Source organism: Sphingomonas antarctica, from assembly GCF_965137005.1.
Taxonomy (GTDB): Bacteria; Pseudomonadota; Alphaproteobacteria; order Sphingomonadales; family Sphingomonadaceae; genus Sphingomonas_O; species Sphingomonas_O antarctica.
Map to the genome: position 1 here is coordinate 151,728 of NZ_CBCRXM010000005.1, position 25,216 is coordinate 176,943.

Genomic DNA, 25,216 nt, shown 5'->3' on the forward strand with positions numbered 1-25,216 from the left:
CTAGAGGTCGCGCAGTTCGCGACTGACCTCTTCGACTGGTTTTTCGTCGACCGCCATCGCGTCCATCGCCTGCGTCACGCCGCGCATGATGCGGGCGATATAGGCGCGGGTTTCCAAACCGCGCTCGCGCGCCGTTGCGGCGTCGGGGCTATAGGCCTCGATGTCGTCACGGCTGAGCGTGCCGTTGGTCGCCAGCAGCCGTTCGACGGTATCATGACGCTGCCTAAGCACCGACACCTCCGCGGCGAGCGCCAGCACGATCGACATCAGCCGATCGGTCGCGGGATCGTCGAAATAGTCGGGCCGCTTGCCCTTGGCACGCTTGACCGAGGCGGCGACCCAATCAAGGTCATCGCTCATGCGGACTTCCATGCCCCATAAGCGTTCCATACCGCCGCGCGGCCATGATCTTCGGCGCCCTCATCCTGGCGCGGAAATATGCTCTCATCGACGACGGCGCGTACGCCGGTCACAAACAGGCTGTCCCGGGCGAAACCGGCATCGTGCATGATCCCCTTGAGGTCGAGCGCGTGCATCGCCGACCAGAACGGCTCGTTGTTGTTGAAAGCATCCCAATCGCGGATGAACTGTTCGTAGAGCGGCATTGCGTCCGAATATTGCGGCTGTTCGAGGTGCAGCATCAGTCCACCCGGTGCCAGCACCCGAAACCCTTCGCGGATGACGCGCGGCAAGGCGGTGCCTGACAATTCATGCAGGTACATCGTCGTCTGCACCCAGTCGAAATGCCCGTCGGGGAAGCGCGCCATGTCCTCCGCATTCATCTGCACGAAGCGGAGGTTGATTGCGCCCAGCGCCTGCGCGCGGGCATGGCCATAGCGTAGGGAGGGCGCGGCGGTGTCGATCGCCACCACTTCGGTATCGGGAAAGGCCAGCGCCAGCGGCACGATGTTATGGCCGATGGTGCTGCCGAGATCGAGGATCCGGCGCGGACTCCAGCCGGGGCGTTCGCGCCTGATCCAGTCGACCAGAGCCTGTCCGCCGCCGTCGCTCAACGCGCCCAGCCCGCCCGCCGTGGTAGCGAACAGCCCGCTATCGTAATTGGCCCCGGCCGAGACATCGCCCGGGCGTTCCTCGCCATGATAGCTGCCCGGCATGCAGTGAATATCGACCGCGCGCTGGTACCGCGGCACGTCGACCGACGGGTCGAGTTCGAGCGTCGCCTTGTTCGCGTTGAACGACGACGCCTTGGCATCGAGCGCGTCGATCTGACGCAGCACCATCTGCCGCCCGTTTTGCTGGCGCATCTCCATCGAATTGCGTTTGAGGCCCGACCAGAAACGGTGCCATGGGTCCTTGTTCATCGCACGGCGAATTTCAAAGCGGTCGGCGGGCAGGCGGCCCTGTTCGCGCTCGATCGCCGGCAGGACGCGGGTTTCATAGGCGCGCGCATTTCCCGCACCGATCGTGCCGCTGAGATATTTATTGAAGTTCGCCAAGAAATCGAACCGTGCCGCCTCATCATGGCTGGGCGTCGGAAACATCGCGTGGCGTTCAACCGCCGTGTAAGGCGGGGCGGGGTCTTCGCTCATATCAAGCCCTCCTTGGCGAGGCGGGAAATTATCGATTCCTGCGTCTCGATAAAATGCGCGCGGTCCGGTACGCGCGCAATATCGCCGTCGAGCAGCGACCCGGCGGGATGAACCGTCGCGGCGGCATAGGCGGCGGCGAAAACCTCGGTGCGTTGGCGCGCCAGATAATTGGTCATTCCGGGTTTGCGCCGCGCGGTGCGGAGCCCGTCTAAGTCGATATCGGCGAAGGCGGTGTAGGTTTCGCCGGCGCCCGCTTCGGCCAGCACCTGCCCTTTCCAATCCACGACCATCGAATTGCCATCGGCGCTGGCATAGCCATCAATCCCGGCAGTGTTGGCGCTGACGACATAAGCGAGGTTTTCGAATGCGCGCGCTTGCTTCGCGATCATCTTGTGCGTGCGTCGAGGCCCGCCAATCTCGGACGAGCTGTGCACGAAGATCTCCGCACCGCGCAACGCATGGGCCCGCGCGATTTCGGGGTAGAGAATTTCCTCGGAGGCGATTGCTGCGAGGTTGCCGATTTCGGTCCGCGCTACCGGAAACACCCCGTCGAGGCCGTAAATGTCGAGATATTTCGACCACACATCGTGCGGCGTTGGCGCGAACATCGAATTGATCCGGCGATACCGCAGCACGATTTCGCCCGACGGTGCAACGATGAACGAGGTCTGGAAGTATAATCCGGGGAAATGCGGATCGCGCTCATACGCATTCCCGGCGAGGAAGAGGTTCAAATCCTGCGCGGCCTTGCCCAGCGCGTCATACTCGGGGCCGCGCATGTCCCAGGCGGCGACTTCCGCGAACGCACTAATGCCGGTGCGGATAGGATAGGATGTGAAGAGATATTCGGGAAGAACGGCGAGCCGCACGGGTGCGCCGCCATATTGGGTGATGAACGCCGTCGCGCCGCGAATCTGCCCGGTTACATCGGTCAGATGGCGCAGCATCGACTCACGCTGGGTATCGCGCGTCGCCCCCGGCGCAACGCTCCGCGCGGTCATCTGCATCGCGACCGCAGCGTAAGTCACAGCCCGAGCGCGCCCGGGTTCATTCGGCCATCGGGATCGAGTGCCGCTTTCAACGCTTCGAGGATCGTCCACGCGCGCGGATCGTGGCCGGCTTTGAGCGGATAGGTGCGACCGATCTGAAAATGCATCCCGCCTTGCTGCCCGAAAATGCCGATGATTGCGCCACGCAAACGTTCGACCAGCGCGCGTGCCTCGGGATTGTCGGCGAACTCGGTCAGTTTGGCGAGGTGCCCGGGTTCGATGCTGCGGCGATGCAACTCGCCCCAAGCACCGGGCCAATAGAATACCGGTTCGATCAGGAACGCCGTCGTCGCGACCGTCAGGAACATATAGCCCGCGCCGACCTCCAGCCGCTCCATCTCGCTGTGATTGGCTTCGAACAATGCGGTGATCGCGTCAATCGTCGACAGCGCCTTGGAATGACGGACGATGCCGTGGATGGGCACCCAGCGCTCACCATTGGGGCCGAGCATCGAATTGACCGGCGGGAACGGATTGGCGCGAAGTATCTTGGGGATGGTGTTTTCGACGGGACGGCCGCCTTGGGCCGCACAAATCCCGGCGATGCGCCGCATCCGTTCATCGGCTTCGGTCTGGGTCAGCCCTTCGGCGACGAAGTGCATCGAAAAGGCGGCATCGTCGAGGAACGAGCGCCCGGCGGCGACGACTTTTGCGCCCTCTTTGACCGCGCGCCAGAAGCCGCCCTGCGCCTTCATCATCTTGACCAAAGCTCCGGCATCGGCGGCAAGGCTGTCGCGCTTCATGCGCTGTGCCTGGAGGAACGGGTCGAAGCCGAAACTTTCGGTCGCCAGTTCCTGCCTTGCGACTTCGCTGGCCGCAGCGGCAAAGGCGGCAGGGGCGTCGAACGCGAAGCTGCCATAAGCCAGGGCTTCGGCCTCGCGGATCAACGGCAAGGTGATGTGCGCCTTGATGCCGAATGCGCCCGCATCGCTGGCAAACAGGCCGGTGAGGTCGGGGCCATAGGGGCGCAGGAAGCCGTTGCCCGTGCGGATCACCGCGCCATCGGCCAACACCATGTCGAAGCTCAACGCGCTGCCGGCGATCGTGCCGCGCCCGGCACCCCAGAACAGCCCGTTCTGGCTCATCCCGCCGCCGACGCTGGCCTTGATGCCCGAAAGCGTCCCCCATAACGGCGTGCGCAACCCCTTGGGATGCAACGCCTCGTACAGGGCTCCCCAGCTGCAGCCGGCCTCGACCGTCACCGTCATATCGGTCTCATCGATCGACAGGATGCGGTCCATGCGGCCGAGATCGACGATCAGCGCGCCCGCGTCGCTCGCGACATAGCCCGAGGTGTAGCTCATCCCGCCGCCGCGCGGGATGATCGTCAAGCCGTCTTGCGCCGCGGCTTTCAGGCCTGCGCTCAGTTCATCGATATTGGCGGGCCGCAACACCGCCGCCGGGCGCGGCCCTTGCGTGAAAACGTCCTGCGCGTAAAAATCGCGCTCGGCGTCGTCGCGGATCAGCGACGCGGGCGGCAGGTCGTCAAGCGCGCTCGCCATGCAAGTCCTCCGACGGCGGATAGCGACCCAAAGCCAGCAGCAGCGCGCCGCCCGCAATAAACATGAACACCGCCGCAAACAGGATCGCGTCGTAACTGCCGGTCCGGTCGCGCACCACACCATAGATGATCGGCGAAATCGCGCTGCCGATCCCGAACGGCATATACAACATGCCGTAGATGCGCCCGTAATGCGCCATACCGAAATAGCGCGCGGCCATGAAGGCGATGACGTCGCTTTCCGTCCCCGCCGCCAGTCCGAGCAGGAACCCGCCGGTCATGACGATGCCAAGGCTGCTGCCCGTACCGCTCAGCAAATAACAGGCCAGCGCTGGCATCAGCATTACGGGGAACGCCACGCCGGGCGCCCAGAAGCGGTCGAACAACAGTCCGACGACCAGCCGCCCGGTGAGGATGCCCAAAGCGACCACGCCCAACGTACTCGCCGCCGCCTGCGGGCTGAAGCCGTGCAAGGCGACGATCTGCGCCATGTGGATATGCGCGCCGCCATAAGCGGTGGCGATGATCAGGATCGACGCGAACAGGATCCAGAAATGTCGTCCACCGGCGGCCTGGCGCAGGGTCAGCCCGACGAGCGCGCCGCTCGCGTCGGCAACCCCTGCTGGTCGCTCATCGGGACGCGGCTCGCAGAACCATAGCAAGGCGACGGGCAGAGCGATCAACAGCGGGAATAAGGCAGCGACCGGGAAGGCGATGCGCCAATTTCCGTAAGCCGAGATCGCCCGCGTCACGACCTGCGGCACGATCATGGCCGAGATGCTGGTGCCGATCAGCATCAGACCCAGCGCCAGCCCGCGGTTCTTCTGGAACCACATGCTGACCGCGCGGCTCCACGTGACGGGCGTCGAGCCGATTCCGACCAGGCCGAGCACCGCCCATAAAATATACCAGCCGCCCAGCGAGGGAGGCATGAACCAGAACGCAGCAAAAGCGATGGCAAATGCGATCGTCGAGCCGATCGCAACGCGCCGCACGCCATACCGGTCGGCCATCCCGCCGAACACCGGCGCCAGGAAGCTGGCGATCAGCCCGAAGATCGTGACGCCCGCCGCGGCCTGTGCGAAGTCCCAGCCGAATTCAGCATGGACCGGACCCAGTACAAGCGGCAGCACGTTAAACGGGATCGGCGACGCGCCACAAGCGGTGCCGATCAGCGCCGCGGTCAGCGGTTTCCAACCCCGGCGAAATTCGCTCACCGCTGAAACTCCGCCAGTTCGAGCACCGAATCCATATAGCCGCTCACCTCACCCCGAACGTAGATGAATTCGCCGTCGCGCGTCAGCCACATGTCATATTCGGGGTGATTGTTCGTCAATCCGACAAAGCGGATGCGGTAACAGTCGAATGTGCCTGCGGGCACCGTAATCGTCTCGTCGCCGACATAGCTGAGGCCCGACCCGCTGGTGTGGATGAACGGGCCGGTCGCGCCGAAATGATGCAGCGAATGGATCAAATTGCGACCGAAGAATTGGGTATGCCCCGGCCCTTTGTCGTACGGAAATGTTGCACCCAGCCAGCCGTCGCCCTGCACGGCATGGACCCCGAACCCGCGCGTCGGGCGCGTGATCGGGAAACGCTGGCTGATCCGCCCGCTATCGACGCTCCAGCTTTCGCACTCGGCTTCCGTGTCGGTGAAGCGGAACCAGCCGCTGCCGGTCACCGCGCCCTTGTTCATGATGCGCACGAAGGCGTCGTGCGGGTGGAAATCGGGATGCACCGACAGGATGTTGTCGCGGACGACATCATCGTCCCCGAACCTCATCTCGCAATGCGCCTGGAACACGCGGAGACCGTCGGCCCCGCGCGTGATCGACCAATCCTCGAAACCCCACACCCGCCCGTCGGCGCGGGCCTTGTACTCGACGCGCCCGCGCATGCGGGGGATGGAGGTGAACGGCATCAGAAGTTGATGCGTCCGCGGACCATCCACATCATTGGCTGGTTGAGATAGCTGTAGTTCGACAGCGCCGACTGGATGAAGCTTTCGCTCAGGCAATTGGTGCATTCGACCGACAACGCCCAGCGTTTTTCGGGTCCGTTGAGCGTCAGCCCGGCATTGACCAGCCACGCGGCGTCGGATTGCGAGCCGGTGATGAACGCGCCGTTGCCATTGGGGTTGGCGGGAAACGTCCCGTTGGTTCCGGTCACCGCCCCATTGTACAGCGACAAGTTGGCGATCGCGACTTCCTGTTTCGAATGGTACGAGCCGTTGATCGAGGGCACGAGGCTGTAATTGCCGAGTTTGGCCTCGTAGCTGCCGCCGATGGCGAGGCTGATTTTCGGCGTTCGTACCGGTGTCGCGATTTGTCCGTCTGCGGTAACGATGCCTGCCGCGCAAGCCGTGATCGACGGTTGCGTCGCGGGCGTGTTCGGGCCTGTTGCGACTTTGCCCGCCGCCAGCGCCGCGCGGCAATCGGCGAGCTGCCCTTCGACTGAGCGGATGCCGTATTTGTCATAGGCCGGGCGCCCGGTGGGCACGCGATACTTGTCATCCTGATAGCCGACATTGGCGTAGAGGTTTAATCCCTGCGTTGGGACGACAGTGAACTCCGCCTCCAGCCCGGTGTTGCGGTAGTTGGCGAAATTGCGCGTCAGGAAAGTCAGCGCGCCGGTCGTCGGATTGAGCAGGCCCGCAAGGATCTGCAGGTCGCTGACATCCAGCCGGAACGCGGTCAGGTTCGCGCGGACGCGGTGATTGAAGAATTCGGATTTGACGCCGACTTCGTAGCTCCACACTTTTTCCGGATCGAATGGCAGGAACTGGCTCGGCGCGGTCGCACGCGCGTTCCAGCCGCCCGATTTGAACCCGCGCGTCGCACTGGCGAATAGCAGGATATCGCGGTCGGGCTTGTAATTGATGGCGAAGCGCGGCGTCCACAATTTGGCGCGCTGAACCGTCGGGATGATTTGCGGCGTCAGCACCGTCGTCCCGTTGGCGGGGACGATCAGCGTCGAATTGTCGAGGCATGTCGCCTCCAGCGTACCGTCGTTACACGACGCGCGATTGTCGCTGAGCTTCAGCGTCTTCTTTTCGTCGGTGTAACGAACGCCCGCCGTCACCTTGAACTGGTCGGTGATGTTCCAATCGACTTGGGCGTAACCCGCCAACGCCCGGGTCTTGTTGCGGACCAAGCGATCGCCGAGCAGCAACGTCGTCGCCGGAGAGATGCTGAACAAATCGGCCAAGTCGGTCTTGTTGCGCTCATCGAGATAATAGCCGCCGGCAACGTAATCGAACGGACCGACCGATCCGTTCAGCTTCACCTCCTGCGTGAACTGGTCGTGATGACCGTCATTGGCGATCGTAAACCCGCCACGGGCATAACCCTGCACCGTTGGGAACGGCGTGGTGATCGATGGCCCGCCGCGTCCGTCGAAAAAGTCATAGGCGAATTGCTGGACCAGGCTGACATATCCGGTGATCAGCGACAGCGTGGTCTTGTCCGCAATGCCGATCGACAGGTTTGATGTGATGATGTCGCTCGCCGCTCGTTGGCCGAGGCCGTAATTTGCCTTGCGTCCCGTAACCACGACCGGCGCAAACTGGTTGAGCCCTTTCGCCTTGCGCAATCCGGTGGTGACGAAGCGTCCATCGCAGTCTGTCGGATTCTTTGGATTGCAATCGAAGTTCAGGATATTGTCGCCTTCGCTGACGACATGCATGTATGCGGCATTCCAGTGAACATCGGGTGACAGGTCGCCGCGAATGCCGACCCGTGCGCCCCAGCCGTTATCGTCGTTGAGCCGCTCGCCGGTGGTGACGTTCTTGGCATAGCCACGATCATGCTGACCATAGCCCGATACCTTAATCGCAAAGCCCGGCGCAATCGGCAGATCGATCGACGCGCGTCCGGCGACTTTGCTGTAGCGGCCATAACCCAGTTCGGCGAAACCCTTCACCTCGTCGCCGGGCTTGGCCATGATCACGTTGATCGCGCCACCAGTGGTGTTGCGCCCGAACAAAGTGCCCTGCGGCCCGCGCAGAACCTCGACCCGCTCGACGTCGAACAGCGACAGGTTGTTGGCATTCTGGCGCGAGAGGTAAATGTCGTCGACATAGGTGCCGACCGGCGGATCGAAGGTCGCAATCGTCTCGGTCGAACCAAGACCGCGCAGGAAGTAGGCATTGGCCGAGCCGATGCCGGTATTGTTCTGCGCGACGAGATTGGGGACGAACTGGCCGATCTGCAGCGTGTTCGAAATACCTTGGGTGCGTAGCTGGTCGGCGGAGAACGCGGAGATCGCGATCGGCACATCCTGGATGCGCTCCGCACGGCGTTGCGCCGTCACGACGATGTCGGTGACGCCATCGCCCGGCCGCGTCTCGTCGGCGGACGTACTGCTCGCCGTATCCTGCGCCTGAGCCGGAGCCGAAATTGCCAGCGCCAGTGCCGCGCCGCATAGCCAGTCAACCCTGTTCATTATCGCGTACTCCCTGTTCGGTGCCGCCCTTGCCCGCGAAGTCTTTTTATGATTTGTCCGGACAAATTTTCATGTGTGGGCTGACCTGTCAAGCCCATGTCAGCGGAGCGCAAAAAATGACCGCTTATGCCTATCCCAGCCTGGTCTATCTGCACCTGCTGCTCTTCGTGCTGTGGCTTGGCGCAGATGTCGGGGTGTTCGTGCTCGGCCAGCATTTTCGCAAGCGCCACGTCTATTCGCTCGACCAACGGCTGGCGCTGCTCAAATTGCTGGTGCTGGTCGACATGACACCGCGCACCGCATGGGCGCTGATGGTGCCGGTCTCGCTCAGCGTCGCGCGGGTAGGGGGATGGTGGGAGGTGCCGCTGCCAGTCGTTGTGGCGGCCTATGCGATCGCCGCTTTGTGGCTGTGGCTGATCTGGGACGCGCACGCGCATGACGGCACGCCGCGCGCCGCGCGCAACCGGCGAATCGAACTGCCGCTAAAGCTAGTCATCCTCGCCGGTTATCTGGGCGTCGGACTTACCAGTCTTGCGACCGGAGGTCCGATCGCCGTTGGATGGCTGGCGTGGAAAGCGATCCTGTTCGGCCTGATCTTCGCCGCGGCAATCATGATCGATGTCGCGTTCAAGCCCGTCGGGCCATTGCTCGGCCGCCTGATTGCCCAAGGATCCTGTGACGAGATTGAGATTCCATTGTTGCGCGTGATGAACCGGACCCGCATCTGGGTATGGTGCGTCTATGCCCTGCTAATAGTCGCCAGTTGGATAGGCCTCGTCAAACCAGCTTGACGCGGATAATTTGTCCGGACAAATTTAGAGGCTATTACGGGGGTCGATGTTGAAAGCGTTTCAAAGCCTGTTGTTTGTGCCCGGAAGCCGTCCCGAACGGTTTGCCAAGGCTTTGGCGTCGGGGGCTGACATCGTCGTTATCGATCTGGAAGACGCGGTTGGCCCGGCGGATAAGGAGTCGGCTCGCGCTTCCGCGCTCGCTGCGATGGGCGATACGCGCCTCGGGATTCGCGTCAACGGGGTGCGGACGCGGCATGGTCTCGCCGATTTGTGGGCGATCGGCGATGCGACCATCCCGCCACCTTTTGTAATGGTGCCAATGGTCGAAAGTGCCGCCGAACTTGAAATCGTGCACGCCGCGTTTGGACCGCAGGTCGCGTTACTGCCACTGATCGAAACGGTGCGCGGGTTGCGCCAGGCCGATGCGGTCGCCCGCGCGCCCGGAGTTGCCGGGATCATGCTTGGTGGAGCCGATTTTGCGGGCGAGCTCGGCGTCGAGATGAGCTGGGACGCGCTCTATGCGGCGCGCGCGCAAATCGTCATGGCTTGTGCTTCGGCGCGGATCGCCAGCGTCGACGTGCCGTATCTCGACCTCGACAATCTCGATGGCCTGGCCACCGATGTCGCTCGCGTGAAAGCCATGGGTTTCACCGCCAAATCGGTGGTTCATCCCAAACATGTGCCAGTCGTCCATCAGGTGATGCGGCCCACCGCCGACGAGGTGACGGAAGCGCATGAGGCGGAGGCGGTTTACGCCGCGGCTGGCGAAGCTGCGGTGCGGCATAATGGCAAGATGCTCGAAGCGCCGGTGATGGCGCGATACCGCCGGATTTTGGAACTGGAGAAACTGAATGCGTGACGGCGTGATCGAGGTGGCCCCCGGGCGCTTCCGCGAGGTGCAAGGGCGCTACTTCGAGGAATTCGAGGTCGGCCATATCTATGAGCATCGTCCCGGCCGGACCATCACCGACGCTGACAATGTATGGTTCACGCTGCTGACGATGAACACGCATCCGGCGCATTTCGATTATGAATTGTCAAAGAAGACCGAGTTCGGGAAGCCGCTCGTCGTCAGCCCGTTCACCATCGCGTTGATGACGGGGATGAGCGTGTCGGATACCAGCGGAAAAGCGATCGCCAATCTGGGCTGGGACGAAGTCCGCATGACTCACCCGCTGTTCGTCGGCGACACGCTCTATTGCGAAAGCGAAGTGCTGGAAAAGCGCGAGAGCAAGAGCCGTCCCGACCAGGGGATCGTGACCTTCAAGACTGTCGGCAAGAACCAGGATGGCAAGGTCGTCAGCCATTACAAGCGAACCGTCCTCGTGTGGAAGCGTGGCTTCGGCGCGATGGACGATTGAGGATGTCGAGCATGATCACAGCCCCGTCTACCGCCCGCCCCGAAATGGATGCGGACGAAGAAGCCGCCTTGCTCGATTCGATCGACCGCTGGGTGCAAAAAGAAGTGCGCCCGGTTGTGATGCATCACGATCACGACGACATCTGGCCGGCCGAACTGGTGGCGCAAATGGCCGATATGGGCCTGTTCGGCGCGACGATCAGCGCGGACTATGGCGGGCTGGGTTTGCCCGCCACGACCTATGCGAAGATCGTCGCGCACATATCGTCCTATTGGATGGCGATCACCGGCATCTTTAATTCGCATCTGATCATGGCTGCGGCTGTCGAACGCTTCGGCACCCAAGATCAGAAGCGGGAGTGGCTGCCCAAATTCGCCAGCGGGGACATTCGCGGCGGCCTGGCGTTGACCGAGCCCAATGCCGGCACCGACCTGCAGGCGATCCGTATGACCGCGGTCCGCGACGGCGATGATTACGTCATCAATGGCACCAAAACGTGGATTTCGAACGGGATTGAGGGGTCGTGCTTCGCGCTGCTCGTCAAGACCGATCCCAAGGCCAGCCCGCGCTACAAGGGCATGAGCCTGATGATCGCGCCCAAGGGTCCCGGTTTCACCACCGGCCAGAAGTTTGAGAAGCTGGGCTATAAAGGCATCGACAGCGCCGAATTGCTGTTCGAGGATTATCGCATTCCCGCAGCCAACCTGATCGGAGGCATCGAGGGGCAGGGGTTCTTCCAGGCCACGGGCGGGTTGGAATTGGGGCGGATCAATGTTGCCGCGCGCGGTGTCGGACTGGCCGAAGGATCGCTACGCCTCGCCACGGAATATGCGCAATTGCGCGAGACGATGGGCAAGAAGATCGCTGACCATCAGGCGATCCAGCTCTATCTCGGCGAAATGGTGACGCGCGCGCGCGCGGCGCGACTGCTGACGTTCGACGCGGCGGCGGCCTATGACCGCGGCGAAAGGTGCGACATGGAAGCCGGCATGGCGAAGTATTTCGCCTCCGAAGCGGCGGTCAAGAACAGCGAAACGGCGCTGCGCATCCATGGCGGCTATGGCTATTCGAAGGAGTATGAGATCGAACGCTATTATCGCGATTCGATCCTGATGTGCATCGGCGAGGGCACCAACGAGATGCAGCGGATGATCGTCGCCAAACAATGGCTGAAGGCCAACCCCATTTGACCGACGCGCTTCCTCTTACCGGCACCCGCATCCTGGCATCCGAGCAATATGGTGCCGGACCCTATGGCACGATGTTTCTCGCGCAGCTGGGAGCGGAGGTCATCAAGATCGAACCGCCAAAAGGCGGTGACAGCGCGCGGGGGGCGGGGCCGTTCTACCTCGGCGAAAATGACAGCCTGTTTTACCAGACGTTCAACCTCAACAAGCGGTCGTTGACGCTCGATTTGCGGGTGGCGGAGGGGCAGGCAATCTTTCGGAAGCTGGTCACGACGGCGCATGCGGTCACCAACAATGCGCGTGGCGACCTGCCGGCGAAGCTCGGTCTGACCTATGACGCGCTGAAGGATATCAATCCCGCCATCACCTGCGTCCATGCATCCGCTTACGGCCGGGCCGGCGAACGCGCGTCGTGGCCCGGCTATGATTATCTGGCGCAGGCCGAGGCCGGGTTCATGTCGGTCACCGGCGCGCCCGAGGATCCGCCGACGCGCTTCGGGCTGTCGATGGTCGATTTTATGACTGGGACGATGCTGGCGACCGCGACGCTCGCGGGGCTGATGGAAGCGCGCGCGACCGGGATCGGGCGCGATTGGGATATATCGCTACTCGACGCGGCGCTGCACCAGACCAGCTATCCGGCGCTGTGGTACCTCAACGAAGGCTTCGTTACCGGGCGCGCGCCGCGTTCAGCGCACCCCAGCGTGACGCCGAGCCAGACGTTTCGCACCGCCGATGGCTGGGTGTTCGTCATGGCGCAGCTGCCCAAATTCTGGGCCATCCTGGCGGACGCGATCGGCGCGCCGCACTTGAAGGACGATGCGCGCTTCGCGACCATTCCGGCGCGGCTCGAAAATCGTGAGGCGCTGACCGTCATTCTCGACGGCATTTTCCTGCAACATCCGACCGCCTATTGGGTCGTGGGGTTGGGCGGCAAATTGCCCGTTGCGCCGGTATTCGCGATCGATCAGGCGCTCGACAATCCGCGTGTGGCGGACATGATCGACACCGTGACGCACGCCGACAAGCCCGATGGATTGCGCATCCTGGCCAATCCGATCAAGCGCGACGGCGCGCGCCTGCCCAACCGCGCCAGCCCCAAATTGGGTGCAGACACCGACGCAATCCTGGGCGAGATCGGGTTGGATGCGCAGGATATTGCCGAACTGCGCGCTGCCGGGACGGTATAGTGGGTCAGCTGACCGGCATCCGCGTTGTCGATCTGACGCAATTCCTGCCGGGGCCGATGATGACGCTAATGATGGCGGACCAGGGCGCGGAGGTAATCAAGGTCGAACCGGCCGCAGGCGATCCGGCGCGCGAACAGGCACCGTTCGAAGCAGGGCAGTCGGTGTGGTTCCGCAATCTCAACCGCGGCAAAAAATCGGTCGTGCTCGACTTGAAAAGCGTCGAGGGCAAGGCGGCATTGTGGGCGCTGATCGACGAGGCGGATGTGCTGGTCGAGGGGTTTAGGCCCGGGGTGATGGCGCGCCTGGGGTTCGATGCCGCGACGGTTCGGGCGAAAAAGCCTAGGTTGATCTATTGCTCGATCTCGGCCTTTGGTCAGCAGGGCGCACTGGCGCATCATCCTGCGCACGACATGGCGGTGCAGGCGCTGGCAGGGTTCCTGTCGGTCAATGACGGACCGGATGGCACGCCGGTCGTTCCCGGAGCGGCGAGTGCGGACATGGCGGCGGGGCTGACAGCCCTGTCGGCGGTGCTGATGGCGCTGATCGGGCGCGAGCGGACGGGTGAAGGCGCGGCGATCGACTGTGCGATGTTCGACAGCCTGCTGCCGTGGTGCGCGCATACCGCGGGCGGTGCTATCGCCGGTGGCGAAAGCCCAAAATCCTCCAGCCAGCGATCACTGGGCGGTGCTGCATTCTACCAAGTTTATGAAACTGCCGATAGCAAACATATCTGCCTCGGCGGCCGTGAGATGAAGTTTGCGCGCAATTTGCTGACCGCGTTTGGCCGCGCGGACCTTATCGCCCATGCGGACCGCCCGGCTGGCGAGCAAGACGAACTGATTTCCTTTCTACAGACGACATTCGCGAGCAGGACTCGCGACAAATGGGTGACATGGTTTGCCGATAAGGATGTCGCCTTTGCGCCGGTGCTCGATTTTCGTGAAGCGCTGGAACAGCCGCATGTCGCCGAGCGCGAGTTATGGGTTGAGGCCGACGGGGCGCACCATCTCGCTCCGGCGATCCGTTTTGCAGGCACCGCATGGCAACCGCGCGAAGCGCCGGAGCTGGGGCGTGGCTAGTTTAGCGCCCGACCTCATGGTGCATGGCATAGGCAAAGCGCGCACCGGGGTGATAGCTGGCCGACACCTCATAGGTTTGCCCGGCGGCATCGAGATAACAGCGGATGATCCGCAGCACCGGGTCGCCCGGCTCGATTTCCAGTGTCTCCGCCAGTTCCGTGTCCGCGGCGCACGCCTGAATATCCTGAGTCACGCTGGCGATGCGAATCCCGGCGAGGTTTTCGATCTGGCTGAAAATCGTCCCGTTTTCCGGCCGAATGTCATCGACGATGTGTTCGAGACGATCGTGGATGAAGGCGTGGGTCTGGGCGATGGGCTTGCCATCAGCATCGTGGCGGATGCCGTGGAAGCGCAACCAGCGCCCCGGCTGTTCAAGGCCGATCGCTTCCTCGATCGCGGGCGGCATGCCGAAATCGTCATGCGTGCGTTCAAATTCGAAGCGCGTGTCGCGGGCGTATTGCAGCAATTCGCCGACATTGCTCATCGGCTGGTGCAGCGCGCCGCCGCGTTGCGCCGAGGCCATGATCGTCGTGCCGGAACCGCGCCGACGGGTGATCAAACCCTCGCCCATCAACGTCCGCAACGCCTCTCGAATCGTGAAGCGCGACACGTGGTAGCGATCGGTCAGCACCTGTTCGGTGGGAAAGCCGTCGGGAAAGTCGCCGCGCATGACCGCATCGCGCAGTTCGTCGGCGAGTTGCAGGTAACGGGGTTTCGTCGCGCGTTTTTTGGTCGGGGCGGCGATTGCCAATCATTCTCTCCTCTGGTGGCCCGATGAGCGACGAACCGCTTATCGCGCGGCTGGCGCATCATTTGCAACGCCCCGTGCCAGAATTTGTCCGGACAAGGGCGCGGCTGCATTTGCTGGATTGGCTGGCGTGCGTCGCGGGCGCGCGAGGAAGTGAGATTGGCGAGATCATTCGACGCGCCGATTTGGACACCACCTATCGTGCCGCTTGGTTGGGTAGTGTTTTAGAGATGGATGATGTGCACCGGAGTGCGCTATTGCATCCCGGACCGGTCATTTGGTCCGCCGTCTTGATCGCTGGCGCCGAAGTGGGCGCTGCCCTGTCCGCTGTGCTGGATGGGGCGGTGCAAGGCTATGAAAGCATGATCGCCGTTGGCTCGACCCTCGACGCCCTTCATTATTCGCACTTTCATAATACTGCGACGACAGGTCCATTTGGATCGGCTGCTGCCGCGGGTTCTGTGTACGAACTATCTGCGTGCCAACTTCTAGCGGCCATGGGTAACGCGGCATCCACGACAGGCGGACTTTGGCAATTTCGCGCCGAGCAAGTCATGACCAAATTCTGGCATACGGCGACTGCGAGCAGCAATGGCAAATTTGCCGCTTACATGGCCAAGTTTGGCATGACGGGGCCCGCCGCCATCCTCGAAGGTCCACAAGGCCTTTACGCGGCAACCTGCCGCGACCCCAAACCGTTGGTGTTGGGTGATGGCTGGCGGATCGAGGAGGTCAGTTTCAAGCCGTGGGCGGCGTGCCGTCACGCGCATCCGGCGATCGATTGTGCATTAGAGCTGCGTGCGGCGGGTAGGGTGACGCCGCCGTTTCATGTGGAAACCTATGCCGATGCGCTGACATTTTGCGATCGACCCGATCCGGTGACCGAGACCGATGCCAAATTTTCCCTTCAGCATGCGGTGGCGGTGATCGCCGACGGGCGCGACGCGACGCCCGCCGATTTCACGCCCGAGGCGATCGCCGCTCTCGCACTGCTCCGCGCGCAAGTCAGCGTAGCCGAGGACCCGGAGATCACCGCGCGCTACCCCGCGCATTTCGGGGCGCGGGTGAACGGGCTGGAGTTGCAGGACTGTCGCGGCGACCCTGAGCGCCCGGTCGGCGAAGCGGAGATCGTCGCCAAGATGCACATGCTCGCAGCGTGGGGCGGTCTGCCCGCGAGCGAAGCGGATCGTGCGGCGGAGCTGGCATTGCGCGGAGACGATGCCGCGGCGGTCGTGACCATGCTCGAAGAGTGGCTGGCGTGACCGCCACCGCCGCACTACTCGCATTTGCCGCAGCCGATCACCTTATGCCGCCGAAGGTCCGTGACGATGCCGTCCGTTTGCTGGCGGACACGCTGGCGGTTGGCGCCGCCGGAGCGAGCGCACCGGGGGCGGACGCGATCCTTGCGGTCGCGCGTGGCTGGGGTGCGGCCGGCGAGGCGCGGCTTCTTGGCAGCGCCGAGCGCCTCCCAGCTGCAAGCGCCGCCTTCGTCAATGGATACCGCATCCACTGCCTCGAATGGGACGCGGTGCATGAGGCGGCAGTGGTGCACGCGATGAGCGTGGTCACGGCGGCGCTGGGCGCGGTGGTCGACCGGATGGGCGGATGCAATCCGGACGACGCGCTGATCGCGCTGGCGATCGGGGTCGATATTGCGAGTGGGCTGGGCCTTGCCGCGACCAGTCCACTGACCTTCTTTCGTCCCGCGACAGCGGGCGTGATCGGCGCGGCCTTGGCGGTCGCGCGGGTGACCGGCGCACCGATGGCCGACACGCTTGGGCTGGCTTATTCGTCTTGCGCGGGGACAATGCAGGCGCATGTCGAGGGATCTATCGCGCTGCCCTTTCAGGTGGCGAATGCGGCGCGCGCGGCAGTGGCTGCGGCAGATATGGCAAGCGCCGGCTTTACCGGGCCGCACGACGCGCTCGAAGGCCCATATGGCTATTTCACGCTGTTCGAGGCGGGCGATCTGGCGACGTACACGCGCGATCTCGGGCACGTGTGGCGGGTGTCGGAGATCAGCACCAAGCCGTATCCCAGCGGGCGCGCGAGCCATGGTGTCCTCGGCGCGCTGCAGGGTCGCGACAGCAAAATCGAGAGGATCGAGGCGCATGTCCCGCCACTGGTTTACCGCCTTGTCGGCCGGCCGATGATGTCCGCCATGACCCCGGCTTATGCACGACTATGTCTGCCGTTCCTCGTCGCGTTGATGCTGACGGATGGAGAGATCGACCCGCGTCGCTTTACTCCGGCGGCGTTTACCGATCCGGCATTGGCGGCGCTGGCGGCGAAAGTCGCGATCGTCGTCGATGGCAATCCCGATCCGAACGCGCTGTCACCGCAGCGGCTGGTGATCGATGGCGTCGAGATCGTCGTTGCGGACACCTTGGGTAGTCCAGCCTCATCATTGTCCTCTGTGCAAAACCTCGCAAAAATGACGTTAGCCAAAGATTTGTCCGGACAAATTCCGGATGAGCGGTTATTCACAGCACCGTTGGGTTATTTTGCGGGGGTGCAATGAGCCATTCGACCTATTTCGAGGCGTTCGATGCCAAGGCGATGCTCACCGATTACCCGCTCGATCTGGTCGCGGCTTACGGGAAAATGTCACGCGACGAACTGCGCGGCATTCAAGAGGCGCGCTTCACCCGGTTGATGGCGCGTGGGTGGGAAATCCCGTTTTACCGTCGGCTGTGGGGCGAAAAGGGCATCGAACCCGGCGATATCCGCGGCCTCGACGACATCGGCAAGCTGCCCGTGTACGACAAGACCGACCTGATGGCGTCGGTCAACGACCACCCGCCTTATGGCGATTTCGATGGTCGCGGCGACAGTTCGGTGGTCTTCCATACCACCAGCGGCACGACGGGTCGCCCCCAGCCGCTGATGTTCGGACCCAAGGGCCGCGAGCTGACCAATTTGCTGGTCGGGCGGATGTACCGCTGGATGGGTCTGCGCCCCGACGATGTGGTACAGTCGGTTTACGGGCACGGCATGATCAATGGCGGCCATTACATCCGCGAAGCCGTGACGCATTTCACCAGTTCGCTATTCCTCAGCGCGGGCACCGGCATCGAAACGCGCAGCGCGGCGCAGGTGCGGTTGCTGACCGATTTCAACGTCAGCGTGATGGTCGGGTTTGTCGATTACATCAGGAAGCTGGCCGAGGTGGCCGGAGCCGAGGGCCTGGCCGAGCAAATCAAGCTGCGCATGATCATCGGCCATCTCGGCACCGAGGACCGTAAGGCGACCGAGGACGCATGGGGCGGGGCGAAGGCGTATGACTGGTACGGCGTCGGCGACACCGGCAGCATCGCGGGCGAAGGTCCGGAGCGCGACGGGCTGTATGTGTGGGAAGACGCGCAATATCTCGAATTGCTCGGCGTCGACGACGGCCAGCCGGTTGCCGCAGGCGGCACCGGCGACATGGTCGTCACTTGCCTTTTCAAGGATGATATCGCGCCGTGCATCCGCTTTAACACGCACGACATTACGCATGAACTGGGTGGACGGGGGGCGCTAGCATTCAAGCGCATCGCCGGGTTCAAGGGCCGCAGCGACAATATGGTCAAATTGCGCGGCATCAACCTGTTCCCCCACGCCATCGCCGCGCTGCTCGAGAACCGCGCCGACCTGACCGGCGAATATGTCTGTCACCTGCGCCGTGAGAGCGGACGTGACGAGATGGTGGTGACGATCGAGAGCCGCGGCGGGACCGACGTCGGTCAGTTGGCGGCGCTGCTGCGGCAGGGGCTGGGGGTCGAGGTTGGTGTCGCCCTGTGCGATCCCGGCGGGACGGCGGCGGCGACGCAGATCGACAGCCGGCAAAAGCCGATCCGGCTGGTGGACGAGCGGGCGCTGTGATCGATTGGGGCGACCTCGAAACGCGCAACGCCCCGCTGAACGCCTTCGTCGATTGGGATGAAGCTGCCGCGTTCGGAGACGGTCCGCTGTCCGACCTGACTATCGGCGTCAAATCGAACATTATGGTCGCAGGCCTGCCGTGGACTGGCGGCATGGGGCTGTATCGCGATCGCATCGCCGCCCGCGACGCGGAGGTCGTGACAAGGCTACGCGCTGCAGGCGCAGCGATCCTCGGCAGTCTCAACATGCATGAGGCGGCGTTGGGCGCGACGACCGACAATGTCTTTTACGGCCGCACGCACAACCCGCACCGCATCGGCCACACGCCGGGCGGCAGTTCCGGCGGCAGCGGGGCGGCGATCCCGGCGGGGCTGTGCGACGTGGCGCTGGGCACCGATACGCTGGGCAGCGTGCGCATCCCGGCGGCGTATAACGGCGTTTACGGGCTGAAGCCGACCAACGGTGCGATTTCGAACGACGGACTGGCAATGCTCGAGCCTCGCTTCGATTGTATCGGACCATTGGCGCGCGACCTGAATATTTTGGCGCGGGTTTGGGGGGTGATGAGCGAAGGAGCCGGACCCTTTGGAAACCGCCCCATGGTTCGGATGCTGCGGCTGGAGAACTACCCCGTCGACACCCAGCCCGCTGTCACGACGGCGCTGAACTGCGCGCTCGACGCCCTCCCCAAGACGGCCGCGATCACCCTCCTCGACGATCCCACCGCCATCCGCATGGCCGGCTTCGTCGCCGCCGGGCAATGGCTCGCGGCCGAATTGGGCGATTGGCGCGCGCTGCCTGCGACGGCGATTTCCGACGAACTTCGTTTCCTGCTCGACCTCACGAGCAGGGCCGAACCGCGCGAGGATGTGCTGGCGCGCACGCGAGAGACGTTGCTCGCGGCGATCGGCGACGATGGCGTGCTGATCACGCCCACCGCGCCGCAAGCCGCGTTCGCGCACGGCACGCGTGCGCCATCCAACCAGGCGGATTTCACCTGCATCGCCAACATTGCCGGGCTACCGGCGCTCGCGATTCCTGCCGGGCGTGACGAAACCGGGCTGCCCGTTTCGATCCAGCTTGTCGGCCCTCCGCACAGCGAGCAATCATTGATCGACCTCGCCCGCACGCTCATCCCCGTGCTGGGTGGTGCGCAGTTACCCGAAGGAGCCTGAGCCATGCGTATCGTCGTGCTGTTCAACCTGAAATCCGGCCTCGATGCCGCCGTTTACGAAGCATGGGCGCGCGGCAGCGACATTCCCGGCGTCAACGCGCTCGGTTCGGTTGCGAAATTCACGGTGCACAAGGCGACAGGCCTGTTCGGGTCGGACGCCAAGCCGCCATATGAGTATGTCGAAATCATCGACATTCACGGCATGGACCCGTTTGTCGCGGACGTCAGCGACCCGAAATTCCAGAAGGTCGCCGCGGCATTCGGCGATTTCGCCGACAATCCGCAATTCATCTTGACCGAGGATCTGTGATGGCCGGCCGCTTTTCCGGCAAGACCATCGTCGTCACCGGCGCGGGGCGGGAAAAGGGCCTGGGCCCGGCGATCCTGCAGCGCTTTGCCGACGAAGGCGCGAATTGCGTAGTCAGCGATCAGCGTATCACGCCTCAGGCGCTCGACGTGGCGGAGGAATTGCGCGGACGCGGGGCCGAGGTTGCGGAGATTGCGTGCAATGTGGCGCGAGTGGAGGAGTGTCGCGAGTTGATCGACCAGACGGTCGATCGGTTCGGCGGCGTCGATATTCTGGTCAACAATGCCGGCATCGGGTTCATGATGAAGCCGCTGCTGGAGGTCGATCCCGCCGATTGGGACGAGGTAATCGGCGTCAATCTGTCGGGCGCGTTCTATTGCACCCAGGCGGCCGCGAAGGTGATGGTCGCGGCGGGCAAAGGCGGGCGGATCATCAACATCGCATCGCAGGCCGCCAAGACCGGCTTTCCGCACATGGCCAGCTATGTGTCTTCGAAGCACGGCATGATCGGCCTGACGCGGACCAGCGCGATCGAGCTCGGCAAGCACGCCATCACCGTCAACGCGATCTGCCCCAATCATGTCACCACCGGCCTGGGCAGCGACCAGAACGAGTATTTTTCCAAGCTCCTCGGCTTCGAAAGCGTTGCCGCCTACCTCGCCAACATGGCCGCGCGGAACCCGATGGGACGACCGGGGCTGGCAAGCGATACCGCCGCGACCTGCGCGTGGCTGGCTTCGGACGAGGCAAGCTACATTACCGGGGAGGCGATCAACGTTTCCGGCGGGGAGGAAATGCATTGAGGGGCGAGCGCATCGACTGGCCGAATGGCGCGAAGATCGCGCTGTCGATCGTCGTCAATGTCGAGGAAGGCTCGGAAATGACCGTCGCGCGGGGCGACCGGGGGATGGAGCCGGTCGACGAGCTGGGCATCCATATCAAGTCGCCGATCCGCAACTACGGCAATGAATCCAACTATCTCTATGGCATTAAGGCGGGCGCACCGCGCGTGGTGGCGTTGCTCGACAAGCATGATGTGCGCGCGAGCTGGACCGTTGCGGCAATGTCCCTCGAAAACCATCCCGAGATCGGTGCAGCGATCCGCGACCGCGGCGACGAGCCGGTGTCGCACGGCTATCGCTGGGTGCACCAGTTCAAGATGGATGAGGCGGCCGAGCGCGACTTCATCGCCAAGGCGGTGACATCGATCGAGCGCACCACCGGCACACGGCCCTATGGCTGGCTGTCGCGTTACTTCCACACCGACAACACCCGCCGCCTGCTGATCGAGGCGGGGTTCGATTATCACATGGACGATTATTCGGGCGACGTGCCGTTCGTCGATGGGGCGACGGTGCCGGGCAAGCGCATCGCCATCGTACCGTATCAGCTCGATACCAATGACATGAAGATGTGGACCGACCCGGCCTATACTCCGGCCAATTGGCTGGATTATGCGCGGCGGGCGTTCGACTGGATCTATGCCGAAGGGGTGGCGGGCGATCCGAAGATGATGAGCTTGGGGCTGCATTTGCGCATCATCGGGCGGCCGGGGCGGATCTGGGCGCTGGACGAATTTCTGAAGCACGTCTGCAGACATGATGGCGTGTGGTTCGCGACGCGGCGCGAGATTGCGCAGGTGGTGCTGTGACGCTGCGGCTGGAAATCGACGGCGCGGTTGCCCGGCTGCTGATCGACCGACCGGAAAAGCGCAACGCGGTGACGCAGGCGATGTGGGACGCGTTTCCGGCGCTGATCGCCGAGGCGGTAGCGTCGCCCGCACGCGCGATCCTGCTCGCCTCCGCCACGCCCGGCATGTTCAGCGCAGGGGCGGACATCGGCGAATTTGCCGCGGGCGCACGCGATCCCGATTGGCGCGCGGCCAATCAGGCGGCGATCAACCGGACGCAGCAGGATCTGGCGCGGGCCGATAAACCGACCGTCGCCTTCATCGACGGGGATTGCGTGGGCGGTGGTTGCGGGCTGGCGCTGGCATGCGACCTGCGCGTGGCGACAGCGCGGGCGCGGTTCGGAATCACGCCCGCCAAGCTGGGGCTGGTCTATCCGCTGCACGACACCAAATTGCTGGTCGATCAGGTCGGCCCCGCCAAAGCCAAGCGGCTGCTCTACACGGGCGTACTGATCGGTGCCGAGGAAGCGCTGGCGATCGGATTGATCGACGCGATTGCCGCTAGCCCGGATGACCGCATCGCGCAGATCGTCGCCCAATCGGGCCATTCGCAGCGCCAAACCAAGGCGATGGTCCGCCGCATCCTCGACGGACAGGCTGAAGACGATGACGCCACGCGCGCGATGTTCGCGGGGGCTTTTGACGGCGACGATTTCGCCGAAGGGGTGAGCGCGTTTCTTGAGAAGCGAAAGGCGCAGTTCCGATGAACCATGGCCAGATTATCGGCGCGCTGGCGACGGTGCCCGAGCTCGACCGGGCGATCGAGGATTATTCCGGTGTGCTCGGCTTCGAGCTGGCCGAGCGCGGGCGGGTCGATGCCGCGCTCGCCCACAGCTGGGCTGCCCCGGGTGTCGCCGGCGCGCGTTATGCGGCGCTCCGCCCGCCTAGCGGCGCGCCGTCGACGATCCGGCTGGTCGAGCAGCCTGCCATGCCTGGCTATCGCCCGACCACGACCTTCGGCTGGAACGCGTTCGAGATCAGCGTGCACGACGTGTTCGGCTGGCCCGACAAGCTCACGGGGACGGGCTTCGAGATCGTGGGGCTCCCGCGCGAAATCCCGGGCCTGCCCTATTTCGTGGCGATGCAGATGGTCGGGCGCGGCGGCGAGATGATCTATCTCAACGAAGTGCGGGAGGACACGCCGACCAGCGATCTGCCGCGCGCCGCATCCGCCGTCGACATGGTGTTCATCGTCATCCTCGGCACGGCGGACCGGGAAAGCACCGTCGCCTGGTATCGCGACCGCCTGAAGCTCGACGAAGGCGGCAGCTACACGATCGAATATACCATGATCAACAAGGCGTTCGGGCTGCCCGACGGCACGCCATCGACGATCACCATGGCGCAGAAGGGCCGCATGCCGATTGCCGAGATCGACCAATATCCGCCCGCCGCTGCTGCACGCCCGGTGGCGGATGGAATGCTACCTCCGGGCAATGCGCTGGTGACGCTGGCGGTGGAGAGTCTGGATGCGCTTGAGCTCGACTGGATTTCGCCGCCCGCCATCCGCAGCGGCAATCCCTATGATGGCAGGCGTACGGCGACCGTGCGCGGGCCGGCGGGGGAGCTGCTGGAATTGGTCGAGATTTAGACGGTTAGCACCGTGCTGCCGGTCGTCTTGCGCCCTTCCAGATCGCGATGCGCCTGTGCCGCGTCTTCCAATGCGTACGTCTGGCCGATCGTCACCTTGATCGTGCCGCTGCCCAGCATATCCCACACGCGCGCAATTCCGGCGGCGCGCTCTTCGGGCGTGGTGTAATAATCGAACAGCGTCGGGCGGGTGTTGTAGAGACTCCCCTTCTGCGCGAGGATGCCGAGGTTGACCCCGCCGACCGGCGCATCGGCATTGCCGTAATTGACGATCAGCCCGCGCCGCCCAGTGCTGTCGAGCGACGCCTCCCACGTCGCCATGCCGACCCCGTCGAACGTCACGCGCACGCCGGCCCCGCCGGTCAATTCACGCACCTTCGGCGCGACCGGATCCTGCGTGTAGAGGATGACGTGATCCGCCCCCGCCGCGCGCGCCGCCGCAGCCTTGTCCTCGGTCGAAACCGTGCCGATGACGTTGGCCCCGGCATGTTTGAGCCACTGCACCAGCATCAGCCCGACGCCGCCCGCCGCGGCATGGACCAGACACCACCAGCCCGGCTGCACTTTGGCGCAGCGTTCGACCAGAAACTCGGTCGTGCACGCCTTGAGCAGTCCCGCCGCCACCAGTTCGTCCAAAACACCGTCGGGAATGGCGAATAGCGACGCTGCGGCGACGTTGCGCGTTGTCGCATAAGCACCGAGCGCCGGGCCGAACGTCGCGACGCGTGTGCCGATTGCGAGGTCCACGCCATCGCCCACCGCCTCGACGACCCCCGCCGCCTCGAGTCCCAGCCCGCTCGGCAGCGGCAACGGATAAATTCCTTTGCGGTGATAGGTGTCGATGAAATTCAGCCCGACCGCAGCCGAACGAAAGCGCACCTCACCCGTCCCCGGCGCGGGCAGATCGGTATCAACAAATTCGATCACCTCGGGCCCGCCGGTCGCCGCAATCCGGGCTGTACGTGCACTCACCATGTCTTGCCTCCTACCCAGTCGCCGATCACGGCACGAAACGGACGAATCTGGATGTTGGTCCACACGCCCGCACGATAATAGGGGTCGTTTTCCAATATAGTCCGCGCTTCCGCTTGGCTATCGACGCGCAACAGGATCAGCGAGCCGAGATCGGTGTCGCCGTCGCGCAGCGGCCCGCCGACGGCAATCCGGTCAACGATCGTCTCCGCATAAGCGAGATGCGCAGCCAGATGCTCGCGGCGCAGGTGCAGCGCATCGGCGGTGTCGTCGGACCAGATCGCCCACAGCGTCTCAGCCATTGATTTGCAGCGCCTCGATCAACAGCACCTGTACATCGGCGATGCCTGCGCGCATTGTCTTCGCCTCGGCATAGTCCCGCGAGTTCCAGAACGCCCGCGCCGCCGCTTTGTCGGGCCATTCGGAAATCACCATCGACGCGCCATCGCCAAAATCACCTTCTAGCAACTCTGCCCCCGGCGCACGCAGCACATAACGGCCGCGATATTTCTCCACCAGCTTTGCCGCCGCCGCGCCATAGCCGTGAATAAAGGCCTCGCGATCGGCAATCTTGGCCGTGACGATCATATAAGCGGGCATCGGCGGTCCTCGAGATTGTTACATTGCCGCAACACTTACCGCGCTTCGTTCAGGGTGCAAATAATTTGTCTGGACAAATTATTTTCCGGCTTCAAATTATAGGCAAGGGATAGGGATGGG

At 63.7% G+C, this 25,216-nt stretch carries 26 protein-coding genes; 15 read left to right on the plus strand and 11 right to left on the minus strand.

The features are described 5' to 3' along the window. The 7 genes from ACM9ME_RS07720 to ACM9ME_RS07750 are packed head-to-tail and all read right to left on the minus strand — an operon-like array spanning position 1 to position 8,543. Positions 1-360: a hypothetical protein gene (locus tag ACM9ME_RS07720; RefSeq protein ID WP_415642873.1), complete on the minus strand. Its 360-nt coding sequence runs from the start codon at positions 358-360 to the stop codon at positions 1-3. Then, complete coding sequence (locus tag ACM9ME_RS07725) at positions 357-1,550, minus strand: class I SAM-dependent methyltransferase (RefSeq protein WP_415642874.1); 1,194 nt, start codon at positions 1,548-1,550, stop codon at positions 357-359. Before ACM9ME_RS07725 ends, ACM9ME_RS07720 begins: the two co-directional genes overlap by 4 nt. Beyond that, positions 1,547-2,578: a nitrilase-related carbon-nitrogen hydrolase gene (locus ACM9ME_RS07730; protein WP_415642875.1), complete on the minus strand. Its 1,032-nt coding sequence runs from the start codon at positions 2,576-2,578 to the stop codon at positions 1,547-1,549. Before ACM9ME_RS07730 ends, ACM9ME_RS07725 begins: the two co-directional genes overlap by 4 nt. Further along, on the minus strand, positions 2,575-4,101 hold the full coding sequence (locus ACM9ME_RS07735) for an FAD-binding oxidoreductase (RefSeq protein ID WP_415642876.1): 1,527 nt from the start codon (positions 4,099-4,101) through the stop codon (positions 2,575-2,577). Before ACM9ME_RS07735 ends, ACM9ME_RS07730 begins: the two co-directional genes overlap by 4 nt. Continuing rightward, entirely contained in the window at positions 4,085-5,317 is a 1,233-nt protein-coding gene (locus ACM9ME_RS07740; protein ID WP_415642877.1) for an MFS transporter, read from the minus strand. Before ACM9ME_RS07740 ends, ACM9ME_RS07735 begins: the two co-directional genes overlap by 17 nt. Further along, positions 5,314-6,021, minus strand: coding sequence for a DUF3108 domain-containing protein (locus ACM9ME_RS07745; RefSeq protein WP_415642878.1), 708 nt, complete (start codon positions 6,019-6,021; stop codon positions 5,314-5,316). The genes ACM9ME_RS07740 and ACM9ME_RS07745 overlap by 4 nt, the downstream gene beginning before the upstream one ends. Next, a complete protein-coding gene (locus tag ACM9ME_RS07750) occupies positions 6,021-8,543 on the minus strand; it encodes a TonB-dependent receptor (protein WP_415642879.1) in 2,523 nt (840 codons plus the stop codon). The genes ACM9ME_RS07745 and ACM9ME_RS07750 overlap by 1 nt, the downstream gene beginning before the upstream one ends. A gap of 116 nt (positions 8,544-8,659) precedes the next feature. Here ACM9ME_RS07750 and ACM9ME_RS07755 point away from each other — a divergent pair, with 116 nt between their 5' ends. From ACM9ME_RS07755 to ACM9ME_RS07780, 6 genes are read left to right on the plus strand one after another with little or no spacing between them, the layout of a single operon-like run. After that, positions 8,660-9,334 (plus strand): hypothetical protein, encoded by a 675-nt coding sequence (locus ACM9ME_RS07755; RefSeq protein ID WP_415642880.1) that lies wholly within the window; start codon positions 8,660-8,662, stop codon positions 9,332-9,334. A 46-nt stretch (positions 9,335-9,380) separates the two neighbouring features. Beyond that, positions 9,381-10,193: an HpcH/HpaI aldolase/citrate lyase family protein gene (locus ACM9ME_RS07760; RefSeq protein ID WP_415642881.1), complete on the plus strand. Its 813-nt coding sequence runs from the start codon at positions 9,381-9,383 to the stop codon at positions 10,191-10,193. Further along, positions 10,186-10,695 (plus strand): MaoC family dehydratase, encoded by a 510-nt coding sequence (locus ACM9ME_RS07765; protein WP_415642882.1) that lies wholly within the window; start codon positions 10,186-10,188, stop codon positions 10,693-10,695. The genes ACM9ME_RS07760 and ACM9ME_RS07765 overlap by 8 nt, the downstream gene beginning before the upstream one ends. Positions 10,696-10,706: 11 nt before the next feature. Beyond that, a complete protein-coding gene (locus ACM9ME_RS07770) occupies positions 10,707-11,885 on the plus strand; it encodes an acyl-CoA dehydrogenase family protein (RefSeq protein WP_415642883.1) in 1,179 nt (392 codons plus the stop codon). After that, complete coding sequence (locus ACM9ME_RS07775; protein ID WP_415642884.1) at positions 11,882-13,072, plus strand: CaiB/BaiF CoA transferase family protein; 1,191 nt, start codon at positions 11,882-11,884, stop codon at positions 13,070-13,072. Before ACM9ME_RS07770 ends, ACM9ME_RS07775 begins: the two co-directional genes overlap by 4 nt. Next, a complete protein-coding gene (locus ACM9ME_RS07780) occupies positions 13,072-14,151 on the plus strand; it encodes a CaiB/BaiF CoA transferase family protein (RefSeq protein WP_415642885.1) in 1,080 nt (359 codons plus the stop codon). Before ACM9ME_RS07775 ends, ACM9ME_RS07780 begins: the two co-directional genes overlap by 1 nt. A 1-nt stretch (position 14,152) precedes the next feature. On the opposite strand, the gene ACM9ME_RS07785 is transcribed toward ACM9ME_RS07780, so the two are convergent. After that, on the minus strand, positions 14,153-14,902 hold the full coding sequence (locus ACM9ME_RS07785) for a GntR family transcriptional regulator (RefSeq protein ID WP_415642886.1): 750 nt from the start codon (positions 14,900-14,902) through the stop codon (positions 14,153-14,155). Between the two features lie 227 nt (positions 14,903-15,129). Between ACM9ME_RS07785 and ACM9ME_RS07790 the strand changes: the two genes are divergently transcribed. Genes ACM9ME_RS07790 through ACM9ME_RS07830 form a run of 9 tightly spaced genes read left to right on the plus strand, consistent with a single transcriptional unit; the run spans position 15,130 to position 23,525 of the window. After that, positions 15,130-16,161 carry an MmgE/PrpD family protein gene (locus ACM9ME_RS07790; protein WP_415642887.1) on the plus strand — a complete coding sequence of 344 codons (1,032 nt, stop codon included), beginning with the start codon at positions 15,130-15,132 and terminating at the stop codon, positions 16,159-16,161. Next, the gene (locus tag ACM9ME_RS07795; RefSeq protein WP_415642888.1) at positions 16,158-17,420 is read left to right on the plus strand and encodes an MmgE/PrpD family protein; all 1,263 of its coding nucleotides are present in this window, start codon (positions 16,158-16,160) and stop codon (positions 17,418-17,420) included. The genes ACM9ME_RS07790 and ACM9ME_RS07795 overlap by 4 nt, the downstream gene beginning before the upstream one ends. After that, positions 17,417-18,763: a phenylacetate--CoA ligase family protein gene (locus ACM9ME_RS07800; RefSeq protein ID WP_415642889.1), complete on the plus strand. Its 1,347-nt coding sequence runs from the start codon at positions 17,417-17,419 to the stop codon at positions 18,761-18,763. Before ACM9ME_RS07795 ends, ACM9ME_RS07800 begins: the two co-directional genes overlap by 4 nt. Then, positions 18,760-19,938, plus strand: a complete 1,179-nt coding sequence (locus ACM9ME_RS07805; RefSeq protein WP_415642890.1) for an amidase — start codon at positions 18,760-18,762, stop codon at positions 19,936-19,938. The genes ACM9ME_RS07800 and ACM9ME_RS07805 overlap by 4 nt, the downstream gene beginning before the upstream one ends. Positions 19,939-19,941: 3 nt before the next feature. Beyond that, on the plus strand, positions 19,942-20,247 hold the full coding sequence (locus ACM9ME_RS07810) for an REDY-like protein HapK (protein ID WP_415642891.1): 306 nt from the start codon (positions 19,942-19,944) through the stop codon (positions 20,245-20,247). Further along, entirely contained in the window at positions 20,247-21,047 is an 801-nt protein-coding gene (locus ACM9ME_RS07815; RefSeq protein WP_415642892.1) for an SDR family NAD(P)-dependent oxidoreductase, read from the plus strand. The genes ACM9ME_RS07810 and ACM9ME_RS07815 overlap by 1 nt, the downstream gene beginning before the upstream one ends. Then, positions 21,044-21,895: a polysaccharide deacetylase family protein gene (locus ACM9ME_RS07820; RefSeq protein WP_415642893.1), complete on the plus strand. Its 852-nt coding sequence runs from the start codon at positions 21,044-21,046 to the stop codon at positions 21,893-21,895. Before ACM9ME_RS07815 ends, ACM9ME_RS07820 begins: the two co-directional genes overlap by 4 nt. After that, positions 21,892-22,641, plus strand: a complete 750-nt coding sequence (locus tag ACM9ME_RS07825) for an enoyl-CoA hydratase/isomerase family protein (protein WP_415642894.1) — start codon at positions 21,892-21,894, stop codon at positions 22,639-22,641. The genes ACM9ME_RS07820 and ACM9ME_RS07825 overlap by 4 nt, the downstream gene beginning before the upstream one ends. After that, complete coding sequence (locus tag ACM9ME_RS07830) at positions 22,638-23,525, plus strand: VOC family protein (RefSeq protein WP_415642896.1); 888 nt, start codon at positions 22,638-22,640, stop codon at positions 23,523-23,525. Before ACM9ME_RS07825 ends, ACM9ME_RS07830 begins: the two co-directional genes overlap by 4 nt. On the opposite strand, the gene ACM9ME_RS07835 is transcribed toward ACM9ME_RS07830, so the two are convergent. The 3 genes from ACM9ME_RS07835 to ACM9ME_RS07845 are packed head-to-tail and all read right to left on the minus strand — an operon-like array spanning position 23,522 to position 25,096. After that, complete coding sequence (locus tag ACM9ME_RS07835; RefSeq protein WP_415642897.1) at positions 23,522-24,499, minus strand: quinone oxidoreductase family protein; 978 nt, start codon at positions 24,497-24,499, stop codon at positions 23,522-23,524. The genes ACM9ME_RS07830 and ACM9ME_RS07835 overlap by 4 nt on opposite strands. Beyond that, positions 24,493-24,798 (minus strand): YciI family protein, encoded by a 306-nt coding sequence (locus ACM9ME_RS07840; protein ID WP_415642899.1) that lies wholly within the window; start codon positions 24,796-24,798, stop codon positions 24,493-24,495. Before ACM9ME_RS07840 ends, ACM9ME_RS07835 begins: the two co-directional genes overlap by 7 nt. Beyond that, a complete protein-coding gene (locus tag ACM9ME_RS07845; RefSeq protein WP_415642900.1) occupies positions 24,791-25,096 on the minus strand; it encodes a DUF1330 domain-containing protein in 306 nt (101 codons plus the stop codon). Before ACM9ME_RS07845 ends, ACM9ME_RS07840 begins: the two co-directional genes overlap by 8 nt. Positions 25,097-25,216: the final 120 nt, after the last annotated feature.

Excerpts from the sequence above, each read along its gene's own strand:
- ACM9ME_RS07725 (WP_415642874.1), bottom strand. The coding sequence starts at position 1,550 with ATGAGCGAAGACCCCGCCCCGCCTTACACGGCGGTTGAACGCCACGCG.
- ACM9ME_RS07765 (WP_415642882.1), top strand. The coding sequence starts at position 10,186 with ATGCGTGACGGCGTGATCGAGGTGGCCCCCGGGCGCTTCCGCGAGGTG.
- ACM9ME_RS07720 (WP_415642873.1), bottom strand. The coding sequence starts at position 360 with ATGAGCGATGACCTTGATTGGGTCGCCGCCTCGGTCAAGCGTGCCAAG.
- ACM9ME_RS07800 (WP_415642889.1), top strand. The coding sequence starts at position 17,417 with ATGAGCCATTCGACCTATTTCGAGGCGTTCGATGCCAAGGCGATGCTC.
- ACM9ME_RS07735 (WP_415642876.1), bottom strand. The coding sequence starts at position 4,101 with ATGGCGAGCGCGCTTGACGACCTGCCGCCCGCGTCGCTGATCCGCGAC.
- ACM9ME_RS07750 (WP_415642879.1), bottom strand. The coding sequence starts at position 8,543 with ATGAACAGGGTTGACTGGCTATGCGGCGCGGCACTGGCGCTGGCAATT.
- ACM9ME_RS07745 (WP_415642878.1), bottom strand. The coding sequence starts at position 6,021 with ATGCCGTTCACCTCCATCCCCCGCATGCGCGGGCGCGTCGAGTACAAG.
- ACM9ME_RS07835 (WP_415642897.1), bottom strand. The coding sequence starts at position 24,499 with ATGGTGAGTGCACGTACAGCCCGGATTGCGGCGACCGGCGGGCCCGAG.
- ACM9ME_RS07790 (WP_415642887.1), top strand. The coding sequence starts at position 15,130 with ATGGATGATGTGCACCGGAGTGCGCTATTGCATCCCGGACCGGTCATT.
- ACM9ME_RS07810 (WP_415642891.1), top strand. The coding sequence starts at position 19,942 with ATGCGTATCGTCGTGCTGTTCAACCTGAAATCCGGCCTCGATGCCGCC.
- ACM9ME_RS07830 (WP_415642896.1), top strand. The coding sequence starts at position 22,638 with ATGAACCATGGCCAGATTATCGGCGCGCTGGCGACGGTGCCCGAGCTC.
- ACM9ME_RS07755 (WP_415642880.1), top strand. The coding sequence starts at position 8,660 with ATGACCGCTTATGCCTATCCCAGCCTGGTCTATCTGCACCTGCTGCTC.
- ACM9ME_RS07815 (WP_415642892.1), top strand. The coding sequence starts at position 20,247 with ATGGCCGGCCGCTTTTCCGGCAAGACCATCGTCGTCACCGGCGCGGGG.
- ACM9ME_RS07845 (WP_415642900.1), bottom strand. The coding sequence starts at position 25,096 with ATGCCCGCTTATATGATCGTCACGGCCAAGATTGCCGATCGCGAGGCC.
- ACM9ME_RS07840 (WP_415642899.1), bottom strand. The coding sequence starts at position 24,798 with ATGGCTGAGACGCTGTGGGCGATCTGGTCCGACGACACCGCCGATGCG.
- ACM9ME_RS07770 (WP_415642883.1), top strand. The coding sequence starts at position 10,707 with ATGATCACAGCCCCGTCTACCGCCCGCCCCGAAATGGATGCGGACGAA.
- ACM9ME_RS07760 (WP_415642881.1), top strand. The coding sequence starts at position 9,381 with ATGTTGAAAGCGTTTCAAAGCCTGTTGTTTGTGCCCGGAAGCCGTCCC.